17 protein-coding genes are annotated in these 20913 nt (G+C 53.7%); 8 read left to right on the top strand and 9 right to left on the bottom strand.

The window, feature by feature from the left end; genetic code table 11:
• Positions 1-42 precede the first annotated feature (42 nt).
• Positions 43-768, top strand: a complete 726-nt coding sequence (locus AABA21_RS16765) for a cytochrome c biogenesis CcdA family protein (RefSeq protein ID WP_338252093.1) — start codon at positions 43-45, stop codon at positions 766-768.
• 32 nt (positions 769-800) lie between these two features.
• The gene (locus AABA21_RS16770; RefSeq protein ID WP_338252095.1) at positions 801-1628 is read left to right on the top strand and encodes a DUF2085 domain-containing protein; all 828 of its coding nucleotides are present in this window, start codon (positions 801-803) and stop codon (positions 1626-1628) included.
• 79 nt (positions 1629-1707) lie between these two features.
• Here the strand turns inward: AABA21_RS16770 and AABA21_RS16775 are convergent, their stop codons facing one another.
• Entirely contained in the window at positions 1708-2010 is a 303-nt protein-coding gene (locus tag AABA21_RS16775) for an anti-sigma factor family protein (protein ID WP_338252096.1), read from the bottom strand.
• Positions 2011-2167: 157 nt separating this feature from the next.
• On the opposite strand from AABA21_RS16775, the gene AABA21_RS16780 reads away from it, so the two are divergent.
• Positions 2168-2833, top strand: a complete 666-nt coding sequence (locus AABA21_RS16780; RefSeq protein WP_338252098.1) for a sigma-70 family RNA polymerase sigma factor — start codon at positions 2168-2170, stop codon at positions 2831-2833.
• 85 nt (positions 2834-2918) lie between these two features.
• Here AABA21_RS16780 and AABA21_RS39430 read toward each other — a convergent pair whose 3' ends face one another.
• The gene (locus AABA21_RS39430) at positions 2919-3191 is read right to left on the bottom strand and encodes a MarR family transcriptional regulator (RefSeq protein ID WP_420917159.1); all 273 of its coding nucleotides are present in this window, start codon (positions 3189-3191) and stop codon (positions 2919-2921) included.
• A 425-nt stretch (positions 3192-3616) separates the two neighbouring features.
• Between AABA21_RS39430 and AABA21_RS16785 the strand changes: the two genes are divergently transcribed.
• The 4 genes from AABA21_RS16785 (at position 3617) to AABA21_RS16800 (ending at position 9842) form a co-directional block, all read left to right on the top strand.
• Positions 3617-4654 (top strand): queuosine 5'-phosphate N-glycosylase/hydrolase, encoded by a 1038-nt coding sequence (locus AABA21_RS16785; protein WP_338252100.1) that lies wholly within the window; start codon positions 3617-3619, stop codon positions 4652-4654.
• A gap of 89 nt (positions 4655-4743) precedes the next feature.
• Positions 4744-6282 (top strand): UDP-N-acetylmuramoyl-L-alanyl-D-glutamate--2,6-diaminopimelate ligase, encoded by a 1539-nt coding sequence (locus AABA21_RS16790; RefSeq protein ID WP_338252102.1) that lies wholly within the window; start codon positions 4744-4746, stop codon positions 6280-6282.
• 102 nt (positions 6283-6384) lie between these two features.
• Positions 6385-8328, top strand: a complete 1944-nt coding sequence (locus tag AABA21_RS16795) for an MraY family glycosyltransferase (protein WP_338252103.1) — start codon at positions 6385-6387, stop codon at positions 8326-8328.
• A 209-nt stretch (positions 8329-8537) separates the two neighbouring features.
• Positions 8538-9842: an MFS transporter gene (locus AABA21_RS16800; RefSeq protein ID WP_338252105.1), complete on the top strand. Its 1305-nt coding sequence runs from the start codon at positions 8538-8540 to the stop codon at positions 9840-9842.
• A 108-nt stretch (positions 9843-9950) separates the two neighbouring features.
• Here AABA21_RS16800 and AABA21_RS16805 read toward each other — a convergent pair whose 3' ends face one another.
• The 6 genes from AABA21_RS16805 to AABA21_RS16830 all read right to left on the bottom strand — a co-directional run bounded on the left by AABA21_RS16805 (position 9951) and on the right by AABA21_RS16830 (position 19352).
• Positions 9951-11186, bottom strand: coding sequence for a tetratricopeptide repeat protein (locus tag AABA21_RS16805; RefSeq protein WP_338252107.1), 1236 nt, complete (start codon positions 11184-11186; stop codon positions 9951-9953).
• The gene (locus AABA21_RS16810) at positions 11117-13723 is read right to left on the bottom strand and encodes a CHAT domain-containing protein (RefSeq protein ID WP_338252109.1); all 2607 of its coding nucleotides are present in this window, start codon (positions 13721-13723) and stop codon (positions 11117-11119) included. Before AABA21_RS16810 ends, AABA21_RS16805 begins: the two co-directional genes overlap by 70 nt.
• Positions 13724-14001: 278 nt before the next feature.
• The gene (obgE, locus tag AABA21_RS16815; protein WP_338252110.1) at positions 14002-15315 is read right to left on the bottom strand and encodes a GTPase ObgE; all 1314 of its coding nucleotides are present in this window, start codon (positions 15313-15315) and stop codon (positions 14002-14004) included.
• Positions 15316-15508: 193 nt separating this feature from the next.
• The gene (locus tag AABA21_RS16820; protein ID WP_338252112.1) at positions 15509-16039 is read right to left on the bottom strand and encodes a hypothetical protein; all 531 of its coding nucleotides are present in this window, start codon (positions 16037-16039) and stop codon (positions 15509-15511) included.
• A gap of 102 nt (positions 16040-16141) precedes the next feature.
• Positions 16142-17941 (bottom strand): serine/threonine protein kinase, encoded by a 1800-nt coding sequence (locus AABA21_RS16825; RefSeq protein ID WP_338252114.1) that lies wholly within the window; start codon positions 17939-17941, stop codon positions 16142-16144.
• A 70-nt stretch (positions 17942-18011) separates the two neighbouring features.
• Positions 18012-19352 carry an NAD(P)/FAD-dependent oxidoreductase gene (locus tag AABA21_RS16830; RefSeq protein WP_338252116.1) on the bottom strand — a complete coding sequence of 447 codons (1341 nt, stop codon included), beginning with the start codon at positions 19350-19352 and terminating at the stop codon, positions 18012-18014.
• A 397-nt stretch (positions 19353-19749) separates the two neighbouring features.
• On the opposite strand from AABA21_RS16830, the gene AABA21_RS16835 reads away from it, so the two are divergent.
• Complete coding sequence (locus tag AABA21_RS16835; protein WP_338252118.1) at positions 19750-20400, top strand: ATP-dependent Clp protease proteolytic subunit; 651 nt, start codon at positions 19750-19752, stop codon at positions 20398-20400.
• A gap of 107 nt (positions 20401-20507) precedes the next feature.
• Here AABA21_RS16835 and AABA21_RS16840 read toward each other — a convergent pair whose 3' ends face one another.
• Positions 20508-20909 carry a hypothetical protein gene (locus tag AABA21_RS16840; protein ID WP_338252121.1) on the bottom strand — a complete coding sequence of 134 codons (402 nt, stop codon included), beginning with the start codon at positions 20907-20909 and terminating at the stop codon, positions 20508-20510.
• Between the last annotated feature and the right edge of the window lie 4 nt (positions 20910-20913).

Genomic DNA, 20913 nt, shown 5'->3' on the forward strand with positions numbered 1-20913 from the left:
TACTATAAAGCAAACGAAAGCGGAATTGTTCAAGGAGCATGTATGAATCCAACACAGATTAGTCTGGGCATAGCATTTATCGCGGGATTGGCCTCGTTCCTCTCTCCCTGCGTGTTACCTCTGGTCCCCATCTATCTCGCTCAACTCGTAGGGCCCAGCGTTTACCAGTCATCCACGACCAAACACACTATTTCAACCCGCCTGACAACTTTCCTACATGCCACGACCTTTGTGCTGGGATTTACGATTGCTTTTGTGGCGCTGGGAGCTACGGCCAGTACGCTGGGAAGCTTCTTGCGCGACCACCTGACCATCCTGCGCCAGGTTGGTGGCATCATCATGGTGCTCTTTGGGCTCCATCTAACCGGGTTACTGCGTATTCCCTTCCTCAATCAGCAGAAACGCATCACCTTTATTCCAGAGCATCCAGGCTATCCAGCCTCCCTTGTGATGGGGCTGGTCTTTGGCATCGCCTGGACCCCGTGCATCACGCCTATCCTGGCGGGCATCTTGATTCTGGCGGCCAATGCCACTACGCTCCAACACGGTGTGGGCCTGCTCCTGGTCTATTCGCTGGGCCTGGGCGTTCCCTTCCTCCTGCTGGGGCTGGGCATTAACCAGATGAGCCGGGCACTCAAGTGGTTCAAGCCACATCTGGGCAAGATTGAAACCGCCACCGGTATCCTGATGATGATCGTCGGCTGTATGATCTTCTTCAATGTGCTGACCTATATCAATTCATTCTTTAACTCGGGCATCAACTTATAAGTCGGTACAGAAGGATCATACGAGAGGGTATTATGGAGCACCAGGTTCAGCAGAAGGTATCCACAAGAAATACGCGCTATCCCTGGCTGACCAGCCTGCTTGCCGTATTCTATCTCGCACTGCTGGTCGCCGCGCTATGGTGGCCAGGCGCAACCCTGCTAGAACGCTTACGCTGGCTGGATAGTGGAATCTGTGCCCAGTTGCTCACCCATTCGCTCTACCCGGGTGGAAAGAGATTGCCGCTGTGTTCACGCAACACAGGCATCTATCTGGGCTTTTTTGTAACCATGATCATGTTATTTATCAGGAAACGAGGACGCGCGCAGGCTCTTCCCGGAAAATCCCTGATTATCGCGCTCTGCGTGGGTATCTTTTTTCTGGCCGTCGATGGCACCAACTCGCTGTTCGTTGACCTGGGCATCGCGCACCTCTATCAGCCAAACAACCTGTTGCGCCTGGCCAGTGGTCTGCTTGCCGGTCTTGCCATGGGCGTCTTTGTGCTCCCGGTCATCAATGGGCTCATCTGGCGCCATGGCAATACGCAGCGCAGCCTGCCGGCGTGGATAGAGTTAGGCTGGTTCCTTCCCATCTTGTTCGTATGCTTCTACGCCGCCGCCTCCCAGAGTGGCCTGGCTCTCTACCCGCTGGCAATACTGAGCACGCTTGGTCTACTCACCGCTGTGGGCGGCATCAACCTTATCTTCATCCTCTTGCTCAGTAAACGCGATGAATCCTTCACGCGCTACACAGAGCTCATTCCATTCTGTGGCTTCGCGCTGCTGGCAGCCACAGGAGAACTGCTTCTGCTGGCTCAGCTCAAATTATCCCTCTTTCAGGCGCTTGGAATTCCTTTATCCTGATTCATTCGATAGAATAGCTCGATGCGATAAAATACCCGCATATCTACCTACGACTGCGTGCAGTTCGGTAATCCCAAGACTAGCAACCTTCAAGATCAGCCTTGATTTCCCGCTTGATCTCGTGTGCCAGATCAGCGTCAATCTTGCCACGCTCACCACGAGCCAGACGCATCACGGCCTCCCGCAAATGGGTAGGAGCACGCTCAATCGTACAGCGCTCATGGATAAGCCTCTTTACTTCTAAATCAAAATGAAAACGACATTCACAATGTGGGCAACCCACCAGGTGTTGCTGAACGATCGCAACCTCCTCGGTGCTCAATTCGCGATCGATGTAAAGATGCAAACGTGCTGTCGCCTCAACACAATCTAAACATTCCATAGTAAAACTTCTCCTACACTAGCTCGCCACTCTATCTGTTCATTCTAACATAATTAGGTAGCCCTTTCATTCCCTGGACCTATAAGATATACTGATAATACTTTCCGAAAGAAAGTAGGAGGACCTCGTGGTGAGCCCCTTGTCAGAGGAGTGTTTAATGCAGGATAAGTCACAATTCAACGAGCTACCTACAGAAGATTTAACAGCGACGTCTGAGGAAGATAGAGAGAACGAGCAAGTACAGGCTACAGAGCCGCCCTCGGAAAACTTTGAGGCGGGTCTGCTCGCCCAGCTAGATAGCCTCTACCGTACCGCATTACGCATGACCAACAATCCGCAGGAAGCGGAAGATCTGGTGCAAGAAACCATGCTAAAAGCCATCCGCTTTTCTCATACCTATCAACCAGGTACGAATCTACGCGCATGGCTTTTTCGCATACTCAATACATCGGCCATCAATCGTTATCGTAAACAGGCAAATCATCCAACGCCCGTGGCCTTACCGGAAGGTGAAGAGTTTTATCTCTACAACCAGATTCGCGATTTAAGCGGCCAGGAGCGTAGCCAGGGTGCTGAAGAAGAAGTTTTAAACCAGTACCTGGATGAAGATGTCTATAAGGCGCTCAATGATCTCCCCCCCAATTTCAGAATGGCCATCATCCTTGCCGATATTGAGGGGCTATCCTATAAAGAGATCGCGGAAGCACTACAGATTCCGATCGGAACCGTAATGAGCCGCATTTCACGTGCCCGTCGCCAGTTACAGAAATCACTATGGCAATACGCTAAAGATAGAGGGTATGTCAGGACGGAAGCGTCGTAAAGGCATTTCTGCTTACAGAAATGCTACACAACTTCCGTACTGGCAATACCGCCAGATATTTCATCTCAAAAGGTGCTATTTATATTTATACAGGTCTTGCAGTGTGACGTATAGCCTCATTTCCAGCACGTGTAATGCGCACATTCACGCACCGCCGATCCATGATATCCACTGAACGTGTTACTAATCCCTTACGCTCAAGACGAGCGATCGCTTTTGTCGCTGCCGCGGAGCTTACTCCTAGAGCGGATGCGACCTCACCTACAAGCCAGTGCTCACGCCGTGTCAAGAAAGCCAGAACTTCTAACTGACGAGAGGTAACACTGCTAGCTGTTCGGCGCACCGTAGTCATACGCATTTTCTCCTACACATCAAATTTCTATGCACATATACCAACTATATGCGTTCACCAAAAATGACGTTGTGTACAAGAAAAGCGGGTACCATTCAAAAAGGTACCGTGAGAGAATATTATACGAGAAGTTATGCTCTTTTTGAGCAGCTTTTTTGAAAGCTGCATAGTAATGAGAGCTTCTTTAGGATCTCCCAGGATTCTGGTTCACCTGTGTACAATCGGCAATATTTGCGTGTCAAATCGGCTTGCACCAAAGGGAAAGCGCTCATCGTTATATAAAAAGCAAGGCATCAAGGATAGAACAGATACCAGGGAAGGGTGCGAATCAACCGATATTACCTATATCATTTATCCATTGATGGATGAATGATTGACGAAACCCGGGTTTGTTTGTAGAATCGAAGCGAGAAAAGCAGAGAGGCAGGACCATGTCAGAGCTTACATACGGACCCGCGGAGGATGGTAGAGATACAATACGACAGACAAGCGATCCCCTGGGTATCCTGACCAGCACACGCGCGGTGGTTGATCAGGCCAGCCATGTTCGAATCAACATGGAACAGATTGAACAGCTTGGGAAACATTGGCTACAAGAAGAGGCGCAGGGACAAAAACCGCTCATGCCTCTATGGGATGAACGCTACCATTTCTCAGATGGCACAGGTCGTACCGTCAACTGGTTATTGTTGCTGGATGCGCTCAATTTCTGTTTCTGGGCCGAAAAAGACCAGCCACGCTGGACCATTGATTACCAGGGACAGACACTCAATGGTTATTGGGCTGAGGCGGCGGCTTTGAAACGCGCGGTGGAAGAGGGTCTACCCCTGTGGGACGCCGAATATCTACACACCATCTCAGAACAGACAATAGCCCATATTTTTCGGGGCTCCGGCACCATCCCTCTCTTTGAGCAGCGCGTTCTGAACGCGCGCGAAGTCGGCCACGTCCTGCTTGAGCGTTACGGAGGCCAGTTCACCAACGCAATCGAGCAGACCGCGCACGATGCGATTCAACTCGTGCTCTTACTAGAGCGAGACTTCCCTTCATTTCGCGATGTCGCCGTCTATCGCGGACAACCAGTGCGTTTTTTGAAACGCGCCCAGATTACCGTCGCCGATATCAATGGCTCTTTCCATGGTCAGGATTGGGGAAACTTTACCAGACAGGACCAATTAACCATTTTTGCCGATTATAAGCTCCCTCAGGTGCTGCGAGAATATAATGTATTGGAATACGATGTTCACCTGGCCCGCAGGATTGATGCGAAAGAACTCATTCAGTCTGGTAGTGAGGAAGAAATAGAGATCCGCGCCTGTACAATCTGGGCCTGTGAACTTTTGCGGCAATCGTTACAGCGTCAGGAACACGCAATAACCGCAGCTGAAATTGATATGCGACTCTGGTTACTGGGGCAAAGCTCGGAAGAGATGCGTCCCTACCATCGGGCGCGCACCATGTACTATTGACGCGCAGTACATGGCGTGTGCGTCTGTCTTCGCTACCCAACAACCAGTCGTCGTTCCTACATACACATATTGATGGTAAATAACAACTTATGCAATTACATACATTACTCGATGCGCTACCAGAATACTCGTGGCGCGCGCAACAACAATATACTTTTGATCCAACCAGCGAGATCATGTCGATCGCCTATGACTCCAGAAAGGTCACCGAACACGGACTCTTCGTGGCTGTCCCTGGCACCCATACAGATGGACAGTTCTATCTCCCCGATGCCGCCGCACGCGGCGCCAGCCTGGCCATAGGCGAAAAGTTGCAGTCAGATGACCAGGCGCCGCCACTACCGTACATCGAGGTCCCAAACGTCCGCGTCGCCCTGGCTGATCTGGCCCGTGCTTTTTATGGCTATCCAGCCGACCAGCTATGCACCATTGGTATCACCGGTACCGACGGCAAAACCACGACCAGCAATCTGATCAGCACGTTATTTGAAACCGCTGGTCGGCGTAATGGCTTGATGACAACAGCCAATTTCAAGATGGATGGGAAAGAGTGGGAGAATACCACCCGCCAGAGCACACTGGAAGCCCTGGAGATCCAGGAATTTCTAAGGCGGCTGGTCGACGCACAGGTGCCCTATGCCGTCGTCGAAGCAACCTCCCACGGACTGGAGCTAGGCCGTGTCCATGGCTGTAACTTCGATGTCGGCGTGGTCACCAACATTACCCATGAGCACCTGGACTTCCATAAAACGATCGAAGCCTATCGAAGAGCCAAGGCTCGCCTGTTTGAGATGCTCGATCCCGAACGAGATAAGGGCATCAATAGCCGCCCGGTCGCTATTTTGAACCGCGACGATGTAAGCTACGACGTGCTGAAGCCGTATTGCAAAGTTCCTATACTGGATTATGGGATCGATACGCCGGCGGCTGTGCGCGCCGTCGATCTGCACCTGGGAGCGCAAAGTACCAGCTTCCGCGTTGTGCTACCGGATGGAGAGGCACACATCGAAACACGCCTGGTCGGTCGCTTCAATGTCAGCAATAGTCTGGCCGCTATCGCGACCGCCTACAGTCAGGGGATCAGCATCGCCGATATTGAACGAGGAATGGCGGCTATCTCGGGTATCACAGGACGAATGGAGACCATCGCGGAAGGACAACCCTTCTCCGTTATCGTGGACTACACCCATACGCCCGATAGCCTGCAAAAAGTCATCGCCACCCTGCGTCCATTGACCACGGGCAAAATGATCCTGGTATTTGGATCGGCCGGTGAGCGCGATCTGCAAAAGCGACCGATTATGGGACGCATCGCAGCCGAGCAATCTGAGTTCTTCGTGATTACCGATGAAGATCCGCGCGATGAAGACCGCGAGAAGATCCTGCGCGAAATCGCCGATGGCGCGATCGCGGCGGGAAAACGAGAAGGCAGAGATTTCCTGTGCATCGCGGATCGCACACAAGCCATCGCCGCCGCCTTTGAGCATGCCGGAGCCGGCGATACAGTGCTCCTGGCGGGCAAGGGACATGAGCAGAGCATCATCATGGGACGTGAGAAACTTCCCTGGGACGATCGTAAGGTCGCGCGTGAGCAGCTGAACAGACAGGGGTGGCACCATGCAAGATAGCAACGCCTGGGCCTGGCAACGCGACCAGGTGAAAGCCCCCCTTTCGGGGGCTGTGCAACAACCATCGTTTGTATAGGCCATCATTACGTCTTGGGAGTACTTATGAATCCGAATTCTCCGTGGTTATTACTAGTCGTCTTTGTCGGCTGTGCTATTGCAAGTACGTTACTCTGCCAGGCGGCCAGGCTACTTTTTCCCAAGTTTCGCAGTGGTGAGCACAAACCCGGCACTCATCGCGCCGACCTCCCAACAGGGAAACGCGAGATCAGGACGATTGAGCTGCCGCTGGTTGGCGGGCCCGCCTTTACCCTGGCCATTATAGGGATCGGCATCGCCTCGGGATACCTTCTCAACTTTGAACGCGATCAATGGATCTTGCTCTTTATCTCATTAGGAGCGATGCTGGGCTACGCCCTGGTAGGTTTTATTGATGACTGGCGTAAAGTATATCGCAGTGAAGGGCTCTCTGAAATCGCCAAATTCTCTGGCGTCTTTCTGGTTGGAGCAGGCGCGGCCGCGCTCTATTTTTACCTGCTTCCTCAGAGTGGCCAGATCTCTTACAGCCTGTGGAAGGATCTACCGATCCTGAATACGTTCCTCTGTCCCACACCGATCCCGCATCATCCGGAAATCTGCTCGGTGGCGGGTAGCTCTGTCGGCTATTATGGCTGGCTCATTTTCCTGATGATAATGACCGGCGTGGTCGGAAGCCTGACCTCGGTCTCGGTGGACTTCAGCGATGGATTGGATGGCCTGGCTGGTGGACTGGTATTTAGCGCGTCACTGGGCCTGGGCATCGTAGTGACCGGCCTGGTGGGGACGCAGCCAAATGGGGTTGTGCTGGAAGTATTGTCGCTACTGGGTGCGGGTGCAATTCTGGGCTATCTCCCCTGGAACTGGCCATCGGCCTGGGCCGCCCGCCGTGGACACGCCACGAGGCGCGCGAAGATTTATATGGGCGATAGCGGAGCCCTTGGCATGGGTGGCTTGCTGGCGATGATCGCGATCTTTTCGCGTAACGAGACACTCTTGCTTATGATCGGCGGCGCGTTTGTGCTGGAGGGGCTATCAGCCTTGATCTCCGCCCGCCTGCTTACGCGCTTCTTTCGTCGCTATCTCACCATCTTGCGCTTTTCGCATACCAATACCTTTGTACCGCATACCGAATTTCCCCTGCCGTTCCTGGCGACGCCGCTCCATCATCACTTCGACCTGCTGGGCTGGGATCGCCGCCGCCTGGTATACGCAGCATGGGCGCTGGGCGCCTGCTTCGCGGTCCTTGGCATCATGGTCAGCCTGGTACCATTCTCATGGCAGCGCTATATCGGGCGCTTCCTGATTATTTTGCTGGCCATTTTGATCTGGTCTAGTGGTTCCTGGTCGAAGAACTATTTTGTGGGCAAGCACTTTGTGGCGGGGGCCCGGCGCCATCGGCTGGCCCTCTACTATGGCTATCCTTTCCGCATCATAGGTCTAAAGCTCTATCACCTGGTCGAAGTAGTAGAGGCCAGCGAAGACGTTATCGAGACGCCAGCCGAAGAGCTGGCCCTCTGGCAGCGTATGACGATCTTTGATGCCAGATCTATGCTGGGCCTCTACTGCTATCGCGCAGGCTACTATCCGGCCGCGCAGGCGCAATGGACCCGTATTCCAGAGCGCAACCGTGTCCTGCGGCCAGAGATCGTCCATCTGCTGAATGAGCTGGAAAATCAACTGGCCCTGGAAAAACAGGAGACGCAGCCCATTCGGCGCCAGGATATCTTGCGCCACAAGGAAGAGCCCATTCTGGAGGGCAACCTGCCTCCGGCAGACCTGCCCAATCCATACGAACCGGTCAGCGAAGAGGAAAATCAAACTGGACCACTCAAAGTATGGACCGCCAATACGCCTGATTATCCCATTGAGAGCAACGATGAAGAGATCAAGGTGACCTCGCCTCTCAATAGCGACGTGCTACTAAGCAAGCCTGTGTCAGAGCGACGCCCGGATAGCGGTCCCGCCACAAAAGACCATCTATCCCGTCCCCAACACATGCCAAAGAAATAATCAGGCGCACTTGTAATAATATATGGTGCGGGGACGGCGCTTAAGCGCCGTCCCCGCACCATATATTATTACAAGTGCGCGCGTCAGAGTTTCCAGACTGTGTACCATCCTTTTTTATTACCTGCATTTGCTTATTGAGGCATCTTTTGTCATAATATTTAGTAAATTTAAGCGTTGCAAAGTCATCAAAAAAAGAGGTCATACTTATAATGTCCAGGGTCCCCACCTTACCAGAAGAACCTTCACAGGAACGCGTAGCCAGGCGCAGAATCTCTCCATTACGTGCCTTACGCTACCGGGATTTTCGGTTGTTATGGATCAGCCTGATTGTCTCATCAGTTGGCACCTGGCTGCAGATCGTCAGCCAGAGCCTGTTGGTATTAAAGATTACGCATAATTCTCCCATCGCGCTGGGCATCGTCTCGCTGGCGCAGGCTGCTTCGTTCTTTATATTTGCCTTTATAGGAGGAAGTATCGCCGATCAAAGCGATAAACGTCGCTTCCTGTTGGTCACACAAAGCCTGTCTATGCTCCTGGCGTTTATCCTGGGCATTATTACGATCACCGGTATCGTACAGGTCTGGATGATCGTTCTGCTGGCCTTCTGCTCAGGCACGGTGCTTAGCTTCGACCAGCCTGCGCGCTCCTCGCTGGTGCCCACGCTGGTACCACGGGAAGACCTCATGAATGCTATTTCGCTGCAGTCAATCGTCTTCAATGGCTCGGCATTTGTTGGACCCACCCTGGCCGGCGTCATGATCGTTATCTTTAGCAGTGCCAGAAATGGCAATACCCTCTTTCCCTATGCGGGCAACTTCTTTCTTAATGGCATCAGCTTTTTAGGGGTTCTAGTCGTACTCTATATGCTGCGCATTCCCCAGGATGAGGCGGAACAAAGCACGGCCAGGCGGGGACCATTACTGGCTTCCATCAGGGCATCACTCGGTACGGTACGCAGGGATGAAGCGCTGCCATGGGTTCTCTCTGGCTATGGAGCGCTGCTCTTCTTTGGTCCATCGAATACGTTAATTTTACCAATCTTTGGGACGCAGATTCTGCACCTGAATGCGGCGCAACTGGGACTGCTCTTCTCGGCGGCGGGACTCGGCACTATCCTGGGGGCGCTGGTGGTGGCTTCGTTAGGGGACTTCAAATATAAGGGCTTGCTGCTGCTCTGTTCACTGCTGGTGTGGACAGGTTCGCTCCTGATCTTTGCGCTAAGCCATTTCTTTGGCCTCTCATTGCTGGCACTACTGCTCTTTGGTATCTCGCAGAACGGCGTTGGGGCAACGACGATTACTCTCCTGCAGACACGGGTGCCACCTCAAATGAGAGGGCGCGTCATGAGCCTGAACACGCTGATGGTTATGGGCATCCGGCCGCTCGGTGATTTTCCGGCCAGTGGACTGATCGCGTTGATTGGCGGCCCGTTTACAGTATTGCTGTGCGCCGCCATCGTCGGTCTCTACTCGCTGTACCTGCTACTGGCCCGACCGGTTCTGCGCACACTGTAGGTGGTAGGCGATAAACGATCTGGTGGCCGTCCGCATACAGCGCCCAGGCAGCCCAACAAAAAAATTGGGGACCTGTAAAGAAAGGTCTCCCCACACCAGGAATAGACACTATACCAGGTTGAAGCGATTGCGCGAGGCACGATATTCAGCCTCCAGGTGTTGATCAGCGACCAGAGCCTGCACCTTATCTTGAATATCCCTGTACTGAGTCGAGGACTCCTCTACGCCTACCGCCAGGGCCTGTACCCAGGTATCGAGGGCCTCTTGATAGCGCTGCTGCGTCTGATAGAGCGTGCCCAGATGGTACAGAATATTCAGGCGCTCCCGATTCAAAGAGAAGCCTGTCAGCAAGCGCTCAGCCTCACGATAGTGGCGTTCCGCGTCAGCGAACTGACGCAGTACAGCCGCAACGTCTCCCTGACCAGCCAGCGCCAGGCCCTGAATATAGGAGATAACACTTTCCTGAGCCAGAAACTGCGCCTGCTCGTAATTATTTCTCGCCTCCAGGTAGGTGCCTTCCAGAAAGAAGAGAGACCCGATGAGGTACATCGTTAGCGCTATGTTCATACGATCGCCCAGGGCATTAAAGATAGCCCAGGATTCGCTATAACAATTGTGCGCCCGCTGTAACTCCTGCTTCTGCCGATAGAGATCCCCCATCGTACGCAGGGTCAGGGCCTCGCCACGCCTCAGGTGCCGCTCGCGGAAGAGAGGCAGTACCTCCTGGCAGGACTGTTCCGCCAGGTCCAGTTTTCCCTGCAGGATGTAGATGGCGCTCTTATCCATCATCACCCATGATTGGTCAACCGGGCGATCAAGCTCGTTAAACAGGCGTAACGACTCTTCAAAATCACGTACGGCCCGGCTGTATTGACCCAACGCACCATAGGCCGTGGCGCGATTATGCAGGGCTCTGGCATGGCCCAGCCTATCTCCCTGCTGCACGCAGATACCGATGGCCTGCTCGAAACAACGCAGCGCTTCAGCGTAACGAGCCTGATCGCGATACACCATCCCCTGAACATCCAGAACACGAGCCAGGCCGCGCTCCTGTCCGCACTCCTTAAACTGTGTTTCCGCTTGCTGGATACAGGTCAGTGCCAGAGGAAAATCCCCCTGGTCATGGAGCAAGAGAGCCAGTTCATACTGCGACCAGCCAATATACTCGGCCTCTTCTGGATGGCGCTGATGGGTCGCGAGGCTGCTTCTCAGATATACTTCTGCTTCGGCATAATCGCCCAGTTGCCGCAACAAAGCGCCCAGGCGACATTGTATTAAGCCCGTGCTCGTCCGATCTCCCAGGCGGGCCGCATAGCTCGCGGCGCGGCGCAATAGTTTTTGCATGGCCTCAAAATGGCCCTGCCCTTCAAGGGGGGCGCCGCCCTCAAAGCGACCTGGATCGCCTCATGTAGATCCAGGGGCTCGCCCGCCGCTTCCAGGTGCTCAAACGCCTCGATCCATTCCTCCATCTTCGGATGGGGCAGGCAATAATAATATGCGGCGACCACGCGATGCACCCGGCGGCGCTCCTCCAGCGGTAAGCGCAAGAGGGCAAAGTGGCGGATCTGTGGATGGATAGAGTACGCATATCCATCAAATAAAACAATTGAGGCCTGCACCAGTTCATCACGAGCCTCCCGCCACCGCTGGGGCAGCAGCGCCGATAGGTGTTCGGGCCGTTCTGGCTGTGCATCGCTATTCACCTGCGGCGATATCGGCTCGTGGGCAGTCGACAGGGTATCAGGAGAGACAAGCATCGCAATCTGCTCGCGATTAAACGGAATGCGGAACGCGGCCAGATATGAGAGCAACAGGCGAGCCGATGCGCTTAAACGCTGGTAAGAGACCTCCAGCACAGACATAATACCGGCCAGGGGGTTATCATAGAGTTCATCGCGTATCTCCTCAAGGGAACGCGTAGCTGCCTCTGGCGTATAGATATGGCCACCGATGGTGCGGGCGGTCCCAAAGATCAGCTCGGCTCCCAGGGGATAGCCATCCAGGAGGGCACAGATCTCTTTTAAGATGAACTGCTGGCGTGGTTCGTTCAATTGGATGCGCTGATCCAGGCCACTGGCGGCCGCCAGGTCCGTGAAAAGCGTCAATAAATCGCTATTGCTCATCTTCCCAATGCGATATTCATACCAGCGGCCCAATGTCCCATCCGTAACCAGCATGCTCTCAGGATTTGAGTGCGAGGTGACTACCACGACTACTTCTGGGGGCAGGCCGTTCAAAAACGTTAGCCACTGTTCCAGCTCAGAGCGCTCTGTGATCGATTCAAAGCCATCTAGCAGAAGGAGAGTGGGAAGATCACGACTGGCCAGCGAACGCAGGGTACCCTGGACGAGGCGAGAACGCTGCCGGGCATCACTGCTGGCGAGATTGCGCGCGGGAATCTGCAAGGCATGAATGATCTCCAGCAATGCATCGTTAAATAATTTTCCATTCTCCAGTGAAACACCGACGATACCGCCAGGAAACTTATCTCGATTATGTCGAATGGCTTCCAGCGCCAGCGCGGTCTTGCCAATGCCGGGCGAGCCCGTCAACGCGATATGCTGATAGCCCTGGGGCTTGCGCATACTCCGGCGAGCGGATGGAGAAGGCCGGTTCGTCGCGGCCAACGTCAGCAGTTGCTCAACGTCCCGCAGCTCGCGTTCCCGACCCACAAATGAAATGGCGGGCCCCAGGTGGGTCAGGGGGTGGGCATGGTCCTCTCGCGTATCAGATGTTACCATCAAAGCTACCGGCCCCTCATCGTCCTCGGCAACATGGCGATAGAGCACAGGGATAAACCAGCTCTTCTGCTGCATAGGTAACATCGCCTGTCTCGCCCGGGATAGCGCCTCTTCTAATGTACGGCCATCCGCCAGTGCCTCATAAAAATGATACATGAAGGTCGGACTGAGGTCATCTTGCAAAGAGAACGGCATGGCAACTACAGCCGGTACCTGGGCGGTCACTAAAGAGGTCGCCAGGGTCGAGTCGACCGCGGCCAGATGTTGGGATGGCGGTGCGTTTCCACCGGAGACTCTGTCATTGGTGACCAGAGCGGTCTCGCAGGCCGCAAAGACGCCGAGATGGACATCGCTACTGACCAGCACGCCCCGCAACGATTGCGTATCAATAAAATTGTTGTAGCCATCCTCATCGCAGAAACAGAGGTATGTTTGTGGCTGTACGCGGCTCAACGAGGTTCCACATTCCATGCATTTACGGGCGTCTGGATTACTGACCGTCTCACAACCATCCTTCGGGCACAGCTTGCCATAGGCCCCATGGCCATCGAAATGCACGACATAGCAAGGAAGCGTTGTATCGCTATCCTCGAATGTGCCCGCTCCCCCATATGAGTTCAGGTAGCGCACAAACTGGCTGAAAGTAGGAGGTTCCAGGCGGTCCAGGAATATCTGGCCGGTCTCGATCAAGGGATTTAACGCTTCCTCCATCGCCTCAAAGCTACGCTCGGTCTCCAGGGGCGCAAAATTGATGGGAGAGGCACTGATATACAATATACGAAAAGGAGGGTGTACAGGCAATTCAGAGCCGACAGGGGCATCCGGGCGCATGAGGGCACGGCTGAGCGTGAAAGTCCCAGAGGCAATCAAAAAGTGATTCCCATTATAGAGCAGTTCCCACGGGAGGCGCACAAACTCCTCGCAGCCGGGGGCAAAGATCAGCGTTAACGCGACCGTTCCCCGCCGCTTCAATGTGCGCTGGATAATGTTGCGCAGAACAAATGCGACCGAGGACTCAGCAGGCTGCATTGGATGGCGCTGAGAAGGATCGATATCGCAAACGGCGCAAAAGAGGCGATAGCCAATTCCACGTAATTCCGCATCGCTGCTTTCAAGCGTGTTCAACTTTTTCTGTAACACGCTTACCTGCCTGGAGGCATATGGAGGCACAAAACGTCCACTTACCGCATGCCCCGACCAGCTATCCTTTATTTGTACCTCGTACGAACCATCATCACACGTACAGAATAATAAGCTAAGTGTTTCTCCCATGGGCTTCAGTGATCTCGCATTCCATTGCTTTGCGTTCCAGTACACGATATCAAATATGGAATATGCCGCTTTCTCAGGTATAAGTATACCACAGATGTGCTTGTTATGATGCTATTGCGTGGTCATAACAAGCACATCTACAGGCTCTATTCACCCCAGTAGAGCTCAACCTTCCCAAAACGTACGGTATCGCCGACCTGTACGCCAGCTTCTTCAAGCGCCTTCGTGACACCCAGCTTTTCAAGCTGCACCTGCATGCGATCCATACCTTCTTCGCTCTCCTGATTCGTCATACCGACCAGGCGCTCGACACGCTTGCCGCGTACAATGTAGATCCCCATTTCCTTCGAAACAGTAAACGCATCATCGGGCATGGGACGTAAGATGGGGCTCTCGCCCTCACGAAGATCAACCACCGTCTGGGCGGCGGCACGCTCGGCCTCTTCGCGGGCAAGCTCATGCAGACGCCGTGAGGTCTCGGCTATCAAGTCATCCGTTCCCTGATGAGCGGCCGCTGAGATGGCGAATGCACTGTAGCCAGCCGCCTCAACTTTAGCCTTAAATTCGGGCCAGCGCTCCTGAGCCTCAGGTACATCCATTTTGTTAAGCACAACCATCTGGGGACGCTTAGCAAGCTCAGCGTCATATTCGCGCAACTCTTTATTGATCGCCTCAAAATCCTGCCAGGGATCACGCTCGACTGCGGAGCCGTCTACCATATGAATCAACAGACGCGTACGGCGAATATGGCGTAGAAATTCATGTCCCAGGCCAACTCCCTGGGCCGCCCCCTCGATCAGACCTGGAATATCAGCCATCACAAAGCTATAGCCATCGCCACCTCGCGGCTGCCCGACCTCAACCACACCCAGGTTGGGCTCCAGTGTTGTAAAGGGATAATTGGCAATCTTTGGATGGGCGGCGGAACAGACCGATAATAGCGTCGACTTACCCGCATTCGGATACCCGACCAGGCCCACATCGGCAATAACGCGTAGCTCCAGCTTAAGCCAGCGCTCCTCGCCGGGCTCGCCACGCTGAGATTCCTTTGGGGACTGGCGCGTCGAGGTAGCGAAGTGGACATTGCCCAGACCTCCACGCCCGCCACGCGCAACCATCACCTGCTGTCCCGGCTCAGTCAGGTCAGCAATCAGCGCATCCGTCTCCGCATCTCGGATAATCGTGCCACACGGCACACGCAAAACAATGTCATCTCCTTTGGCCCCGTGCATCTTCTGACGCACACCTGGGGCGCCCCCATCAGCTTTAAACTGCTGTTTATAGCGGTAATCAATCAGGGTATTCAAACCATTGGTGGCTTCAAAGTAGATGCTTCCACCTCGCCCACCATCTCCACCATCCGGGCCGCCAAATGGAGCGAATTTCTCGCGACGGAAGTGCGTTGATCCGTCACCTCCATTCCCGGCTTTAACATAAATCTTTGTATGATCGTAAAACATAAACCATCCCCAATGCGTTTTGCAGGCGTTAAAATCTGTATCTTTGTGGCGAAAGGCAGTATATCACAAAAGGGCCGCAGGCACAAAAATAGCCTGGCGACGTTGCGCGTGTATACGCCATGTCGCCAGGCTTAGTGCATAGAGAAAAGAGACGCGCTTTACAGCTTGACGCTCACTCTCCAGTTAGCTGTTTTTATAACAGACCATTGTCGTTGTTCTGGTTACCACCGAAACCACCCTGATTTCCTCCGCCAAAGCCGCCCTGATTTCCTCCGCCAAAGCCACCACCCAGAAACTGCTTGGCTGCCAGAGCCGCCACACCGGCAACGGCCATTTTCGCCCAGGGACTACCTAATGCACCGCCCGGGCCAAGCACCTGGTGCAGTATATCAGGCTGCTGCTGCTGGGCATAGCCAGTCACACGAGCGGCCTCCTGCGGCGACATGGTATAGGGATCGGTATTTTGGACGCCCAGCTGCTGTGGAGTTACCCCACGCTGCGTCAGACCATTTAAAATGTTCTGGAGTAAACCACCGCGCTGCTCAGGAGGCATCTGGGCATACACCTGCTGATGTGCCTGCTCAAGCACCTGTGGTGGCACATTCTGCGCGAACTGATTATAATTCTGCCATGCCTCCTGATGGGGAATCTGATTATAGGTTCCCTGGTCCCAGGCATTGGCATATTGCTGGCCCATTTGAGGATTATTCTGATATGGATTCATATATTTTCACCCTCTCTATTTCACAATAAACAATATCATTATTGTAATTTCATTCGTGCTTACAGTTGACCGTTGTAATACGTGATGCATTGAACCAAAGTTTCACAGCAGATTGCTCTCCATCCACCTCTCCACATCAGCCTGTTGCTCGCCCAGAACGAACGACGCCGCTACAGGAAGGGTTGATGGGACCAGCGATCCCGCACTGCCGCCACCAGGACTGACCTGCCAGCTGCCATATCCACCCCCACTGCCATAATCACATTGATTATTCTGTAAACTACAATATGTGCCACTGATAGAGCCATCGCCCTGGATCTGTCCCATGAAAAGGAGGGGCTGATGCCCGGCATAGCTTGGCACCTGGAACTGGATCTTTTTGTCGTTAGTCACCTGGCCAGTAAAGTCGCCATCACCCTGCAGGCCTGCTCCCAGCGTCAAATGACCATTGATTGTCCCCTGCTGCTGCCTCATGCTGGTCAATGTCATAGTTGAATCCACAGATGCAGGCGTGTTATGGATGGTACCACTGTAGGATGACGCGATGGTTGGGAAACCAGCAGCCGGCGGCGGCGCGGGCGCCCTGGTTGGGGCCGGCGTTGCCGGAGGTGCTGGCGTCGGCTTCGGCGTTGCAGTCGGCTTCGGCTTCGGCGTCGCTGTACTGGTCGGCGTTGGTGCTACCGTCTTTTGAGCTATAGGGGTAGATCGAGTCGTGGTTGGAGGAAAAAGTCCCGCCACCGGCAGCATATGGAACCAGGCCAGCACGGCAGTTCCGCCTCCCACCAACAGAAGCAACGCAATGAGCAAAACGATCAGTCCGGCTTTGCGGCGCCGTCGCGGCGAGGATGAATTTGGAGAAGCTCCACCGGGCTCCGAGGGTCCACCGGATACAGGAAAATCCTCGGTTTCGACGAAGTCACTCCCTCTGTCAGTATCAGGTACGGTGGAGACCGCCGCTGAGTGTTCCAATCTGCCAGTGGCAGGCAGGAGAGCTGGTGCCAGCGCCGGCGTCGCTTCTTCCTGTACCAGTAACGGGCTGGTTCGCTGCTTTGAACGTTCTTCCGGACTCAGCATGGCAGCCTCTAACGCCTGCCAGAACTCATCTACGGTAGCGAAACGATCGTTACTATTGACCGCCAGCGAGCGATGAATGGCCGCAGCAAAATCGGCCGGCATTTCCGGCACCAGTTCACTGATCGGCACCAAAGGATCAGCGCGATTCACGCTCAGGCGTGTGATACGGTAGAGCGCATCAATCGGGATGGTCCCTGACAACAGGGTATAGAGAGTAGCACCAAAGCCATAGATGTCGGTTCGGCTCTCCGTTCCACTCACATACTGCTCAGGAGCTCCATAGCCAGGGGAACAATGCCGGATGGCGGTTGTCGTGGCATCCTGATCGTACTCTTTGGCGATACCAAAATCGACAAGCACAGCGTTTTCGCCAGAAGTTGGGATAATGATATTGGATGGCTTGATATCCCGATGAATAATGGGAGGCTTCTGTGCATGCAAATAAGAGATGGCCGAAGCGATCGGGGCCATCATCTCCAGTACCTGGTGTATCTCGAAACGCTTACCAGGCTGTTCGGAACGCAACTGCTCCAGATTCGGGCCGGCAACATAATCCATCAAAATGCAGATGCGATCCTGTTTCGGCTCTTCAAAAACGCGGTAGACACGAGGCAGGGCAGGATGATCCAGGCGACGGAGAACTTCCCCTTCAAACAGGAAGCTCTCCTTCTGACGCCGCTCCAGACTTTCTACCTCTTTAAGCGCAAAGACATTTCCTTTGACTCGTCTATCCCTGACACGGTATACCGCGCCAAATCCACCCTGCCCCAGTAGATCTTCAATAATATAGCGGTCTCGGACTATCTTGCCCTTTGGAAATTCTTGCATCCCTTCACCTCAAGTTCTCCTTGTTTAGTACTTGTGACACTTTGTACACGAAGGGGCGCAAAAAGAAATTCTAGCTTGGTTGCAGTTCCCGCTCCACAGACTTCGCTTTTGTCACCGCCGGCTGCTGCTCATGTGTGATTAAACGAGCATTGCGCTGGAAAGTGACATATCCCCAGAATGACTGGAAAAGCACCAGAAAACGATTGCGGAAACCAATTAAAAAGAGAATGTGGGCCACGATCCAAAAGACCCAGGCAGGGAAACCGGTAAATTTCACCTTCCCTAGATCGGCAATGCCATAAGAGCGTCCCACAGTCGCCAGATTGCCCCTATTATGATAACGGAACTGTTGACTATTTAGTTTACCTGCGACACGATCTTTAATGACGGTAGCAGCATATGTGCCACCCTGCATAGCGGCCGGGGCAATCCCTGGAACTGGCTTACCATCCTGGGTAGCGGACGAGGTATCACCCACAATAAAGATATTGGGGTAACCGGGCAGGTTTAAATGCTCATCCACTTTGGCACGGCCCGCGCGATCTACCTCTGCCCCCAACCACTTACCGGCCGGCGAGGCAGAAACACCCGCGGTCCAGATCACGGTGCCGGCTTCAATCTGCTGGCCCCCAATCACCACCCCGTGCTCGTTCACTTCCTGGACGGCAGAGCTGGTACGAACTTCGACACCCAGATTATGCAAGCCGTCCTGTGCCTTTTTAGCCAGGTGCTCATTGAAAGCCGGCATAATACGTGGTAAAGCCTCGACCAGAATGATACGAGCAGATTTCGGGTCAATGTTGCGGAAATCTGATGCCAGGGCGACGTGGGCCAGTTCGGCTATCGCGCCAGACATCTCAACACCGGTAGGACCAGCACCGATCAGGATAAAGGTGAGCAACGCACGCTGGCGATCGGGATCGGTCTCCTGCTCGGCCTCTTCAAAAGCCAGCAGAATCTTACGCCGCAGCGCCGTGGCATCGGCGATCGACTTCAAGCCAGGCGCGAAAGGTGCCCAGTGATCATTGCCAAAGTAGCTATGGCTGGCGCCCGTAGCCACAATCAGATAGTCGAATGGGATCGAGCGGTCGGCGGTCAGCACCACTTGCTGCTCGCGGTCAATGCCGGTCACTTCGGCCAGCACAACCTTCGTATTTTTTTGTCCGTGCAAAATGTGACGGATAGGAGCCGAGATATCGGCCGGCGACAAGACAGCTGTAGCCACCTGATATAATAAAGGTTGGAAGAGATGGTGATTATTGCGATCGATCACAGTGATATCGACAGGTGCATCCTTTAGGGCTTTGGCAGCATTCAGACCGCCAAATCCAGCACCAACAATAACAACATGAGGTCGTTTTGCAGCACCATTAATAGTTGTCGAGCCACGTTGAGTGTGTAAAGCGTCCAAAGTGTGTCTCTTCTTCCTAAGCTCATCCAAGAGATAATAGTTCTTCGCTGAACCGTTCGATTAATCACTCTTAAAAATTGATAAATATATACCAGTCTATTAAAAGTATCACCAGTATACCTACCTATCTATACCCTCTAGCTTATCATGTTTTCTCTTTTTACAAAACACCTTTCCCTATTTACCTATCCTTTTCATGAGAATTCTATAAAGATTGCGTTACCACTGTGTATGAATTATCCATAGCCGGCAAACTTGGACAATTGCGTCGAGATCTTGTATCATGGAGACATACAAGTCACCCTCTAGAAATGCTATCCGTGCTACCTGCCAGGAAAGAGGAGCGCGTTCTCCATCGGTAAGATGGAAAAGAATATATCGTTATTCAGGAGCCAATATGAGCAAATTCAATCCACGCGATCCAAAGTGGATCAAAGAGTCTCGCGATTTTCTGGAGCCAAGAGGGATCATTCCTTACGTGGTAGAAACAACGCCACGCGGCATTATCAGCCATGATCTCTTCTCGCGCCTGCTCCAGGACCGCATCATCTTCGTAGGTACACAGATCGATGATATGGTTGCCAATAGCGTTGTAGGCCAGTTACTGTACTTGCAGAATGAAGATGCAACCAAAGATATTAGCATGTATATCAATAGCCCCGGTGGCGTGATCTATGCGGGCCTGGCGATCTATGACACGATGCAGTCGTTGAAAGCCGATGTCTCAACCGTATGTATGGGTATGGCGATGAGCATGGGAGCGGTGCTACTGGCTGTCGGCGCGCATGGCAAACGCTTTGCGCTCCCCAATTCAACCATCCTGATCCACCAACCACTGGGTGGCGCCGAAGGGCAAGCCTCCGACATCGAGATTACGGCACGCGAGATCATTCGCCTGCGCCAGAGTCTGCTGGGCATCCTTTCCAAGCATACCGGTCAGCCGATTGAACGCATCCAAAAAGATGCCGATCGTAACTACTATCTTTCCGCACCTCAGGCCGTGGAATATGGCCTCATCGACGAGGTGCTCACCAAAGAAGAGCAATAGTGCTACGCTTCAGATAACAGCACAAAGGAGCCAGCGAACACCGTGTTCGCTGGCTCCTTTCAGATTGACTGGTTACTATAGTTCTGGTTCAGTATCAGAAACCGTTATTAGTGGTGAGCCGCGCCATGAGCAGCGGTACCATGATGGGCCGCGCTGTGATGACCACCGTGATGGACTGAGCTGTGATGACCACCGTGATGGGATGCTCCATGGTGTCCACCATGAGGCATGGGAGCGGAAGCAATCAGGGCGCCACTAACGATGTGATGGGCAGCTACACCATGGTGAGCCGCGCCATGAGCAGCGGTACCATGATGGGCCGCGCTGTGATGACCACCGTGATGGACTGAGCTGTGATGACCACCGTGATGGGACGCGCCATGGTGTCCGCCGTGAGGCATTGGGGCCGCATGGATCGCCATCTGGCCAGGAACAAAGGCCAGACATCCACCAAGGGCTGCTCCAGCGGCAATCAAAGCCAGTTTACGTGTAATATCATGCATAGACATCTGA

The organism is Dictyobacter halimunensis (assembly GCF_036245075.1).

What these genes read in the sequence shown, in the direction of transcription:
- AABA21_RS16825 (WP_338252114.1), bottom strand. Translation starts at nt 17,941, where the DNA reads ATGCAAGAATTTCCAAAGGGCAAGATAGTCCGAGACCGCTATATTATT.
- AABA21_RS16780 (WP_338252098.1), top strand. Translation starts at nt 2,168, where the DNA reads ATGCAGGATAAGTCACAATTCAACGAGCTACCTACAGAAGATTTAACA.
- AABA21_RS16795 (WP_338252103.1), top strand. Translation starts at nt 6,385, where the DNA reads ATGAATCCGAATTCTCCGTGGTTATTACTAGTCGTCTTTGTCGGCTGT.
- AABA21_RS16800 (WP_338252105.1), top strand. Translation starts at nt 8,538, where the DNA reads ATGTCCAGGGTCCCCACCTTACCAGAAGAACCTTCACAGGAACGCGTA.
- AABA21_RS16775 (WP_338252096.1), bottom strand. Translation starts at nt 2,010, where the DNA reads ATGGAATGTTTAGATTGTGTTGAGGCGACAGCACGTTTGCATCTTTAC.
- AABA21_RS16805 (WP_338252107.1), bottom strand. Translation starts at nt 11,186, where the DNA reads ATGCAAAAACTATTGCGCCGCGCCGCGAGCTATGCGGCCCGCCTGGGA.
- AABA21_RS16835 (WP_338252118.1), top strand. Translation starts at nt 19,750, where the DNA reads ATGAGCAAATTCAATCCACGCGATCCAAAGTGGATCAAAGAGTCTCGC.
- AABA21_RS16770 (WP_338252095.1), top strand. Translation starts at nt 801, where the DNA reads ATGGAGCACCAGGTTCAGCAGAAGGTATCCACAAGAAATACGCGCTAT.
- AABA21_RS16840 (WP_338252121.1), bottom strand. Translation starts at nt 20,909, where the DNA reads ATGTCTATGCATGATATTACACGTAAACTGGCTTTGATTGCCGCTGGA.
- obgE (WP_338252110.1), bottom strand. Translation starts at nt 15,315, where the DNA reads ATGTTTTACGATCATACAAAGATTTATGTTAAAGCCGGGAATGGAGGT.
- AABA21_RS16785 (WP_338252100.1), top strand. Translation starts at nt 3,617, where the DNA reads ATGTCAGAGCTTACATACGGACCCGCGGAGGATGGTAGAGATACAATA.
- AABA21_RS16765 (WP_338252093.1), top strand. Translation starts at nt 43, where the DNA reads ATGAATCCAACACAGATTAGTCTGGGCATAGCATTTATCGCGGGATTG.
- AABA21_RS16790 (WP_338252102.1), top strand. Translation starts at nt 4,744, where the DNA reads ATGCAATTACATACATTACTCGATGCGCTACCAGAATACTCGTGGCGC.
- AABA21_RS16820 (WP_338252112.1), bottom strand. Translation starts at nt 16,039, where the DNA reads ATGAATCCATATCAGAATAATCCTCAAATGGGCCAGCAATATGCCAAT.
- AABA21_RS39430 (WP_420917159.1), bottom strand. Translation starts at nt 3,191, where the DNA reads ATGCGTATGACTACGGTGCGCCGAACAGCTAGCAGTGTTACCTCTCGT.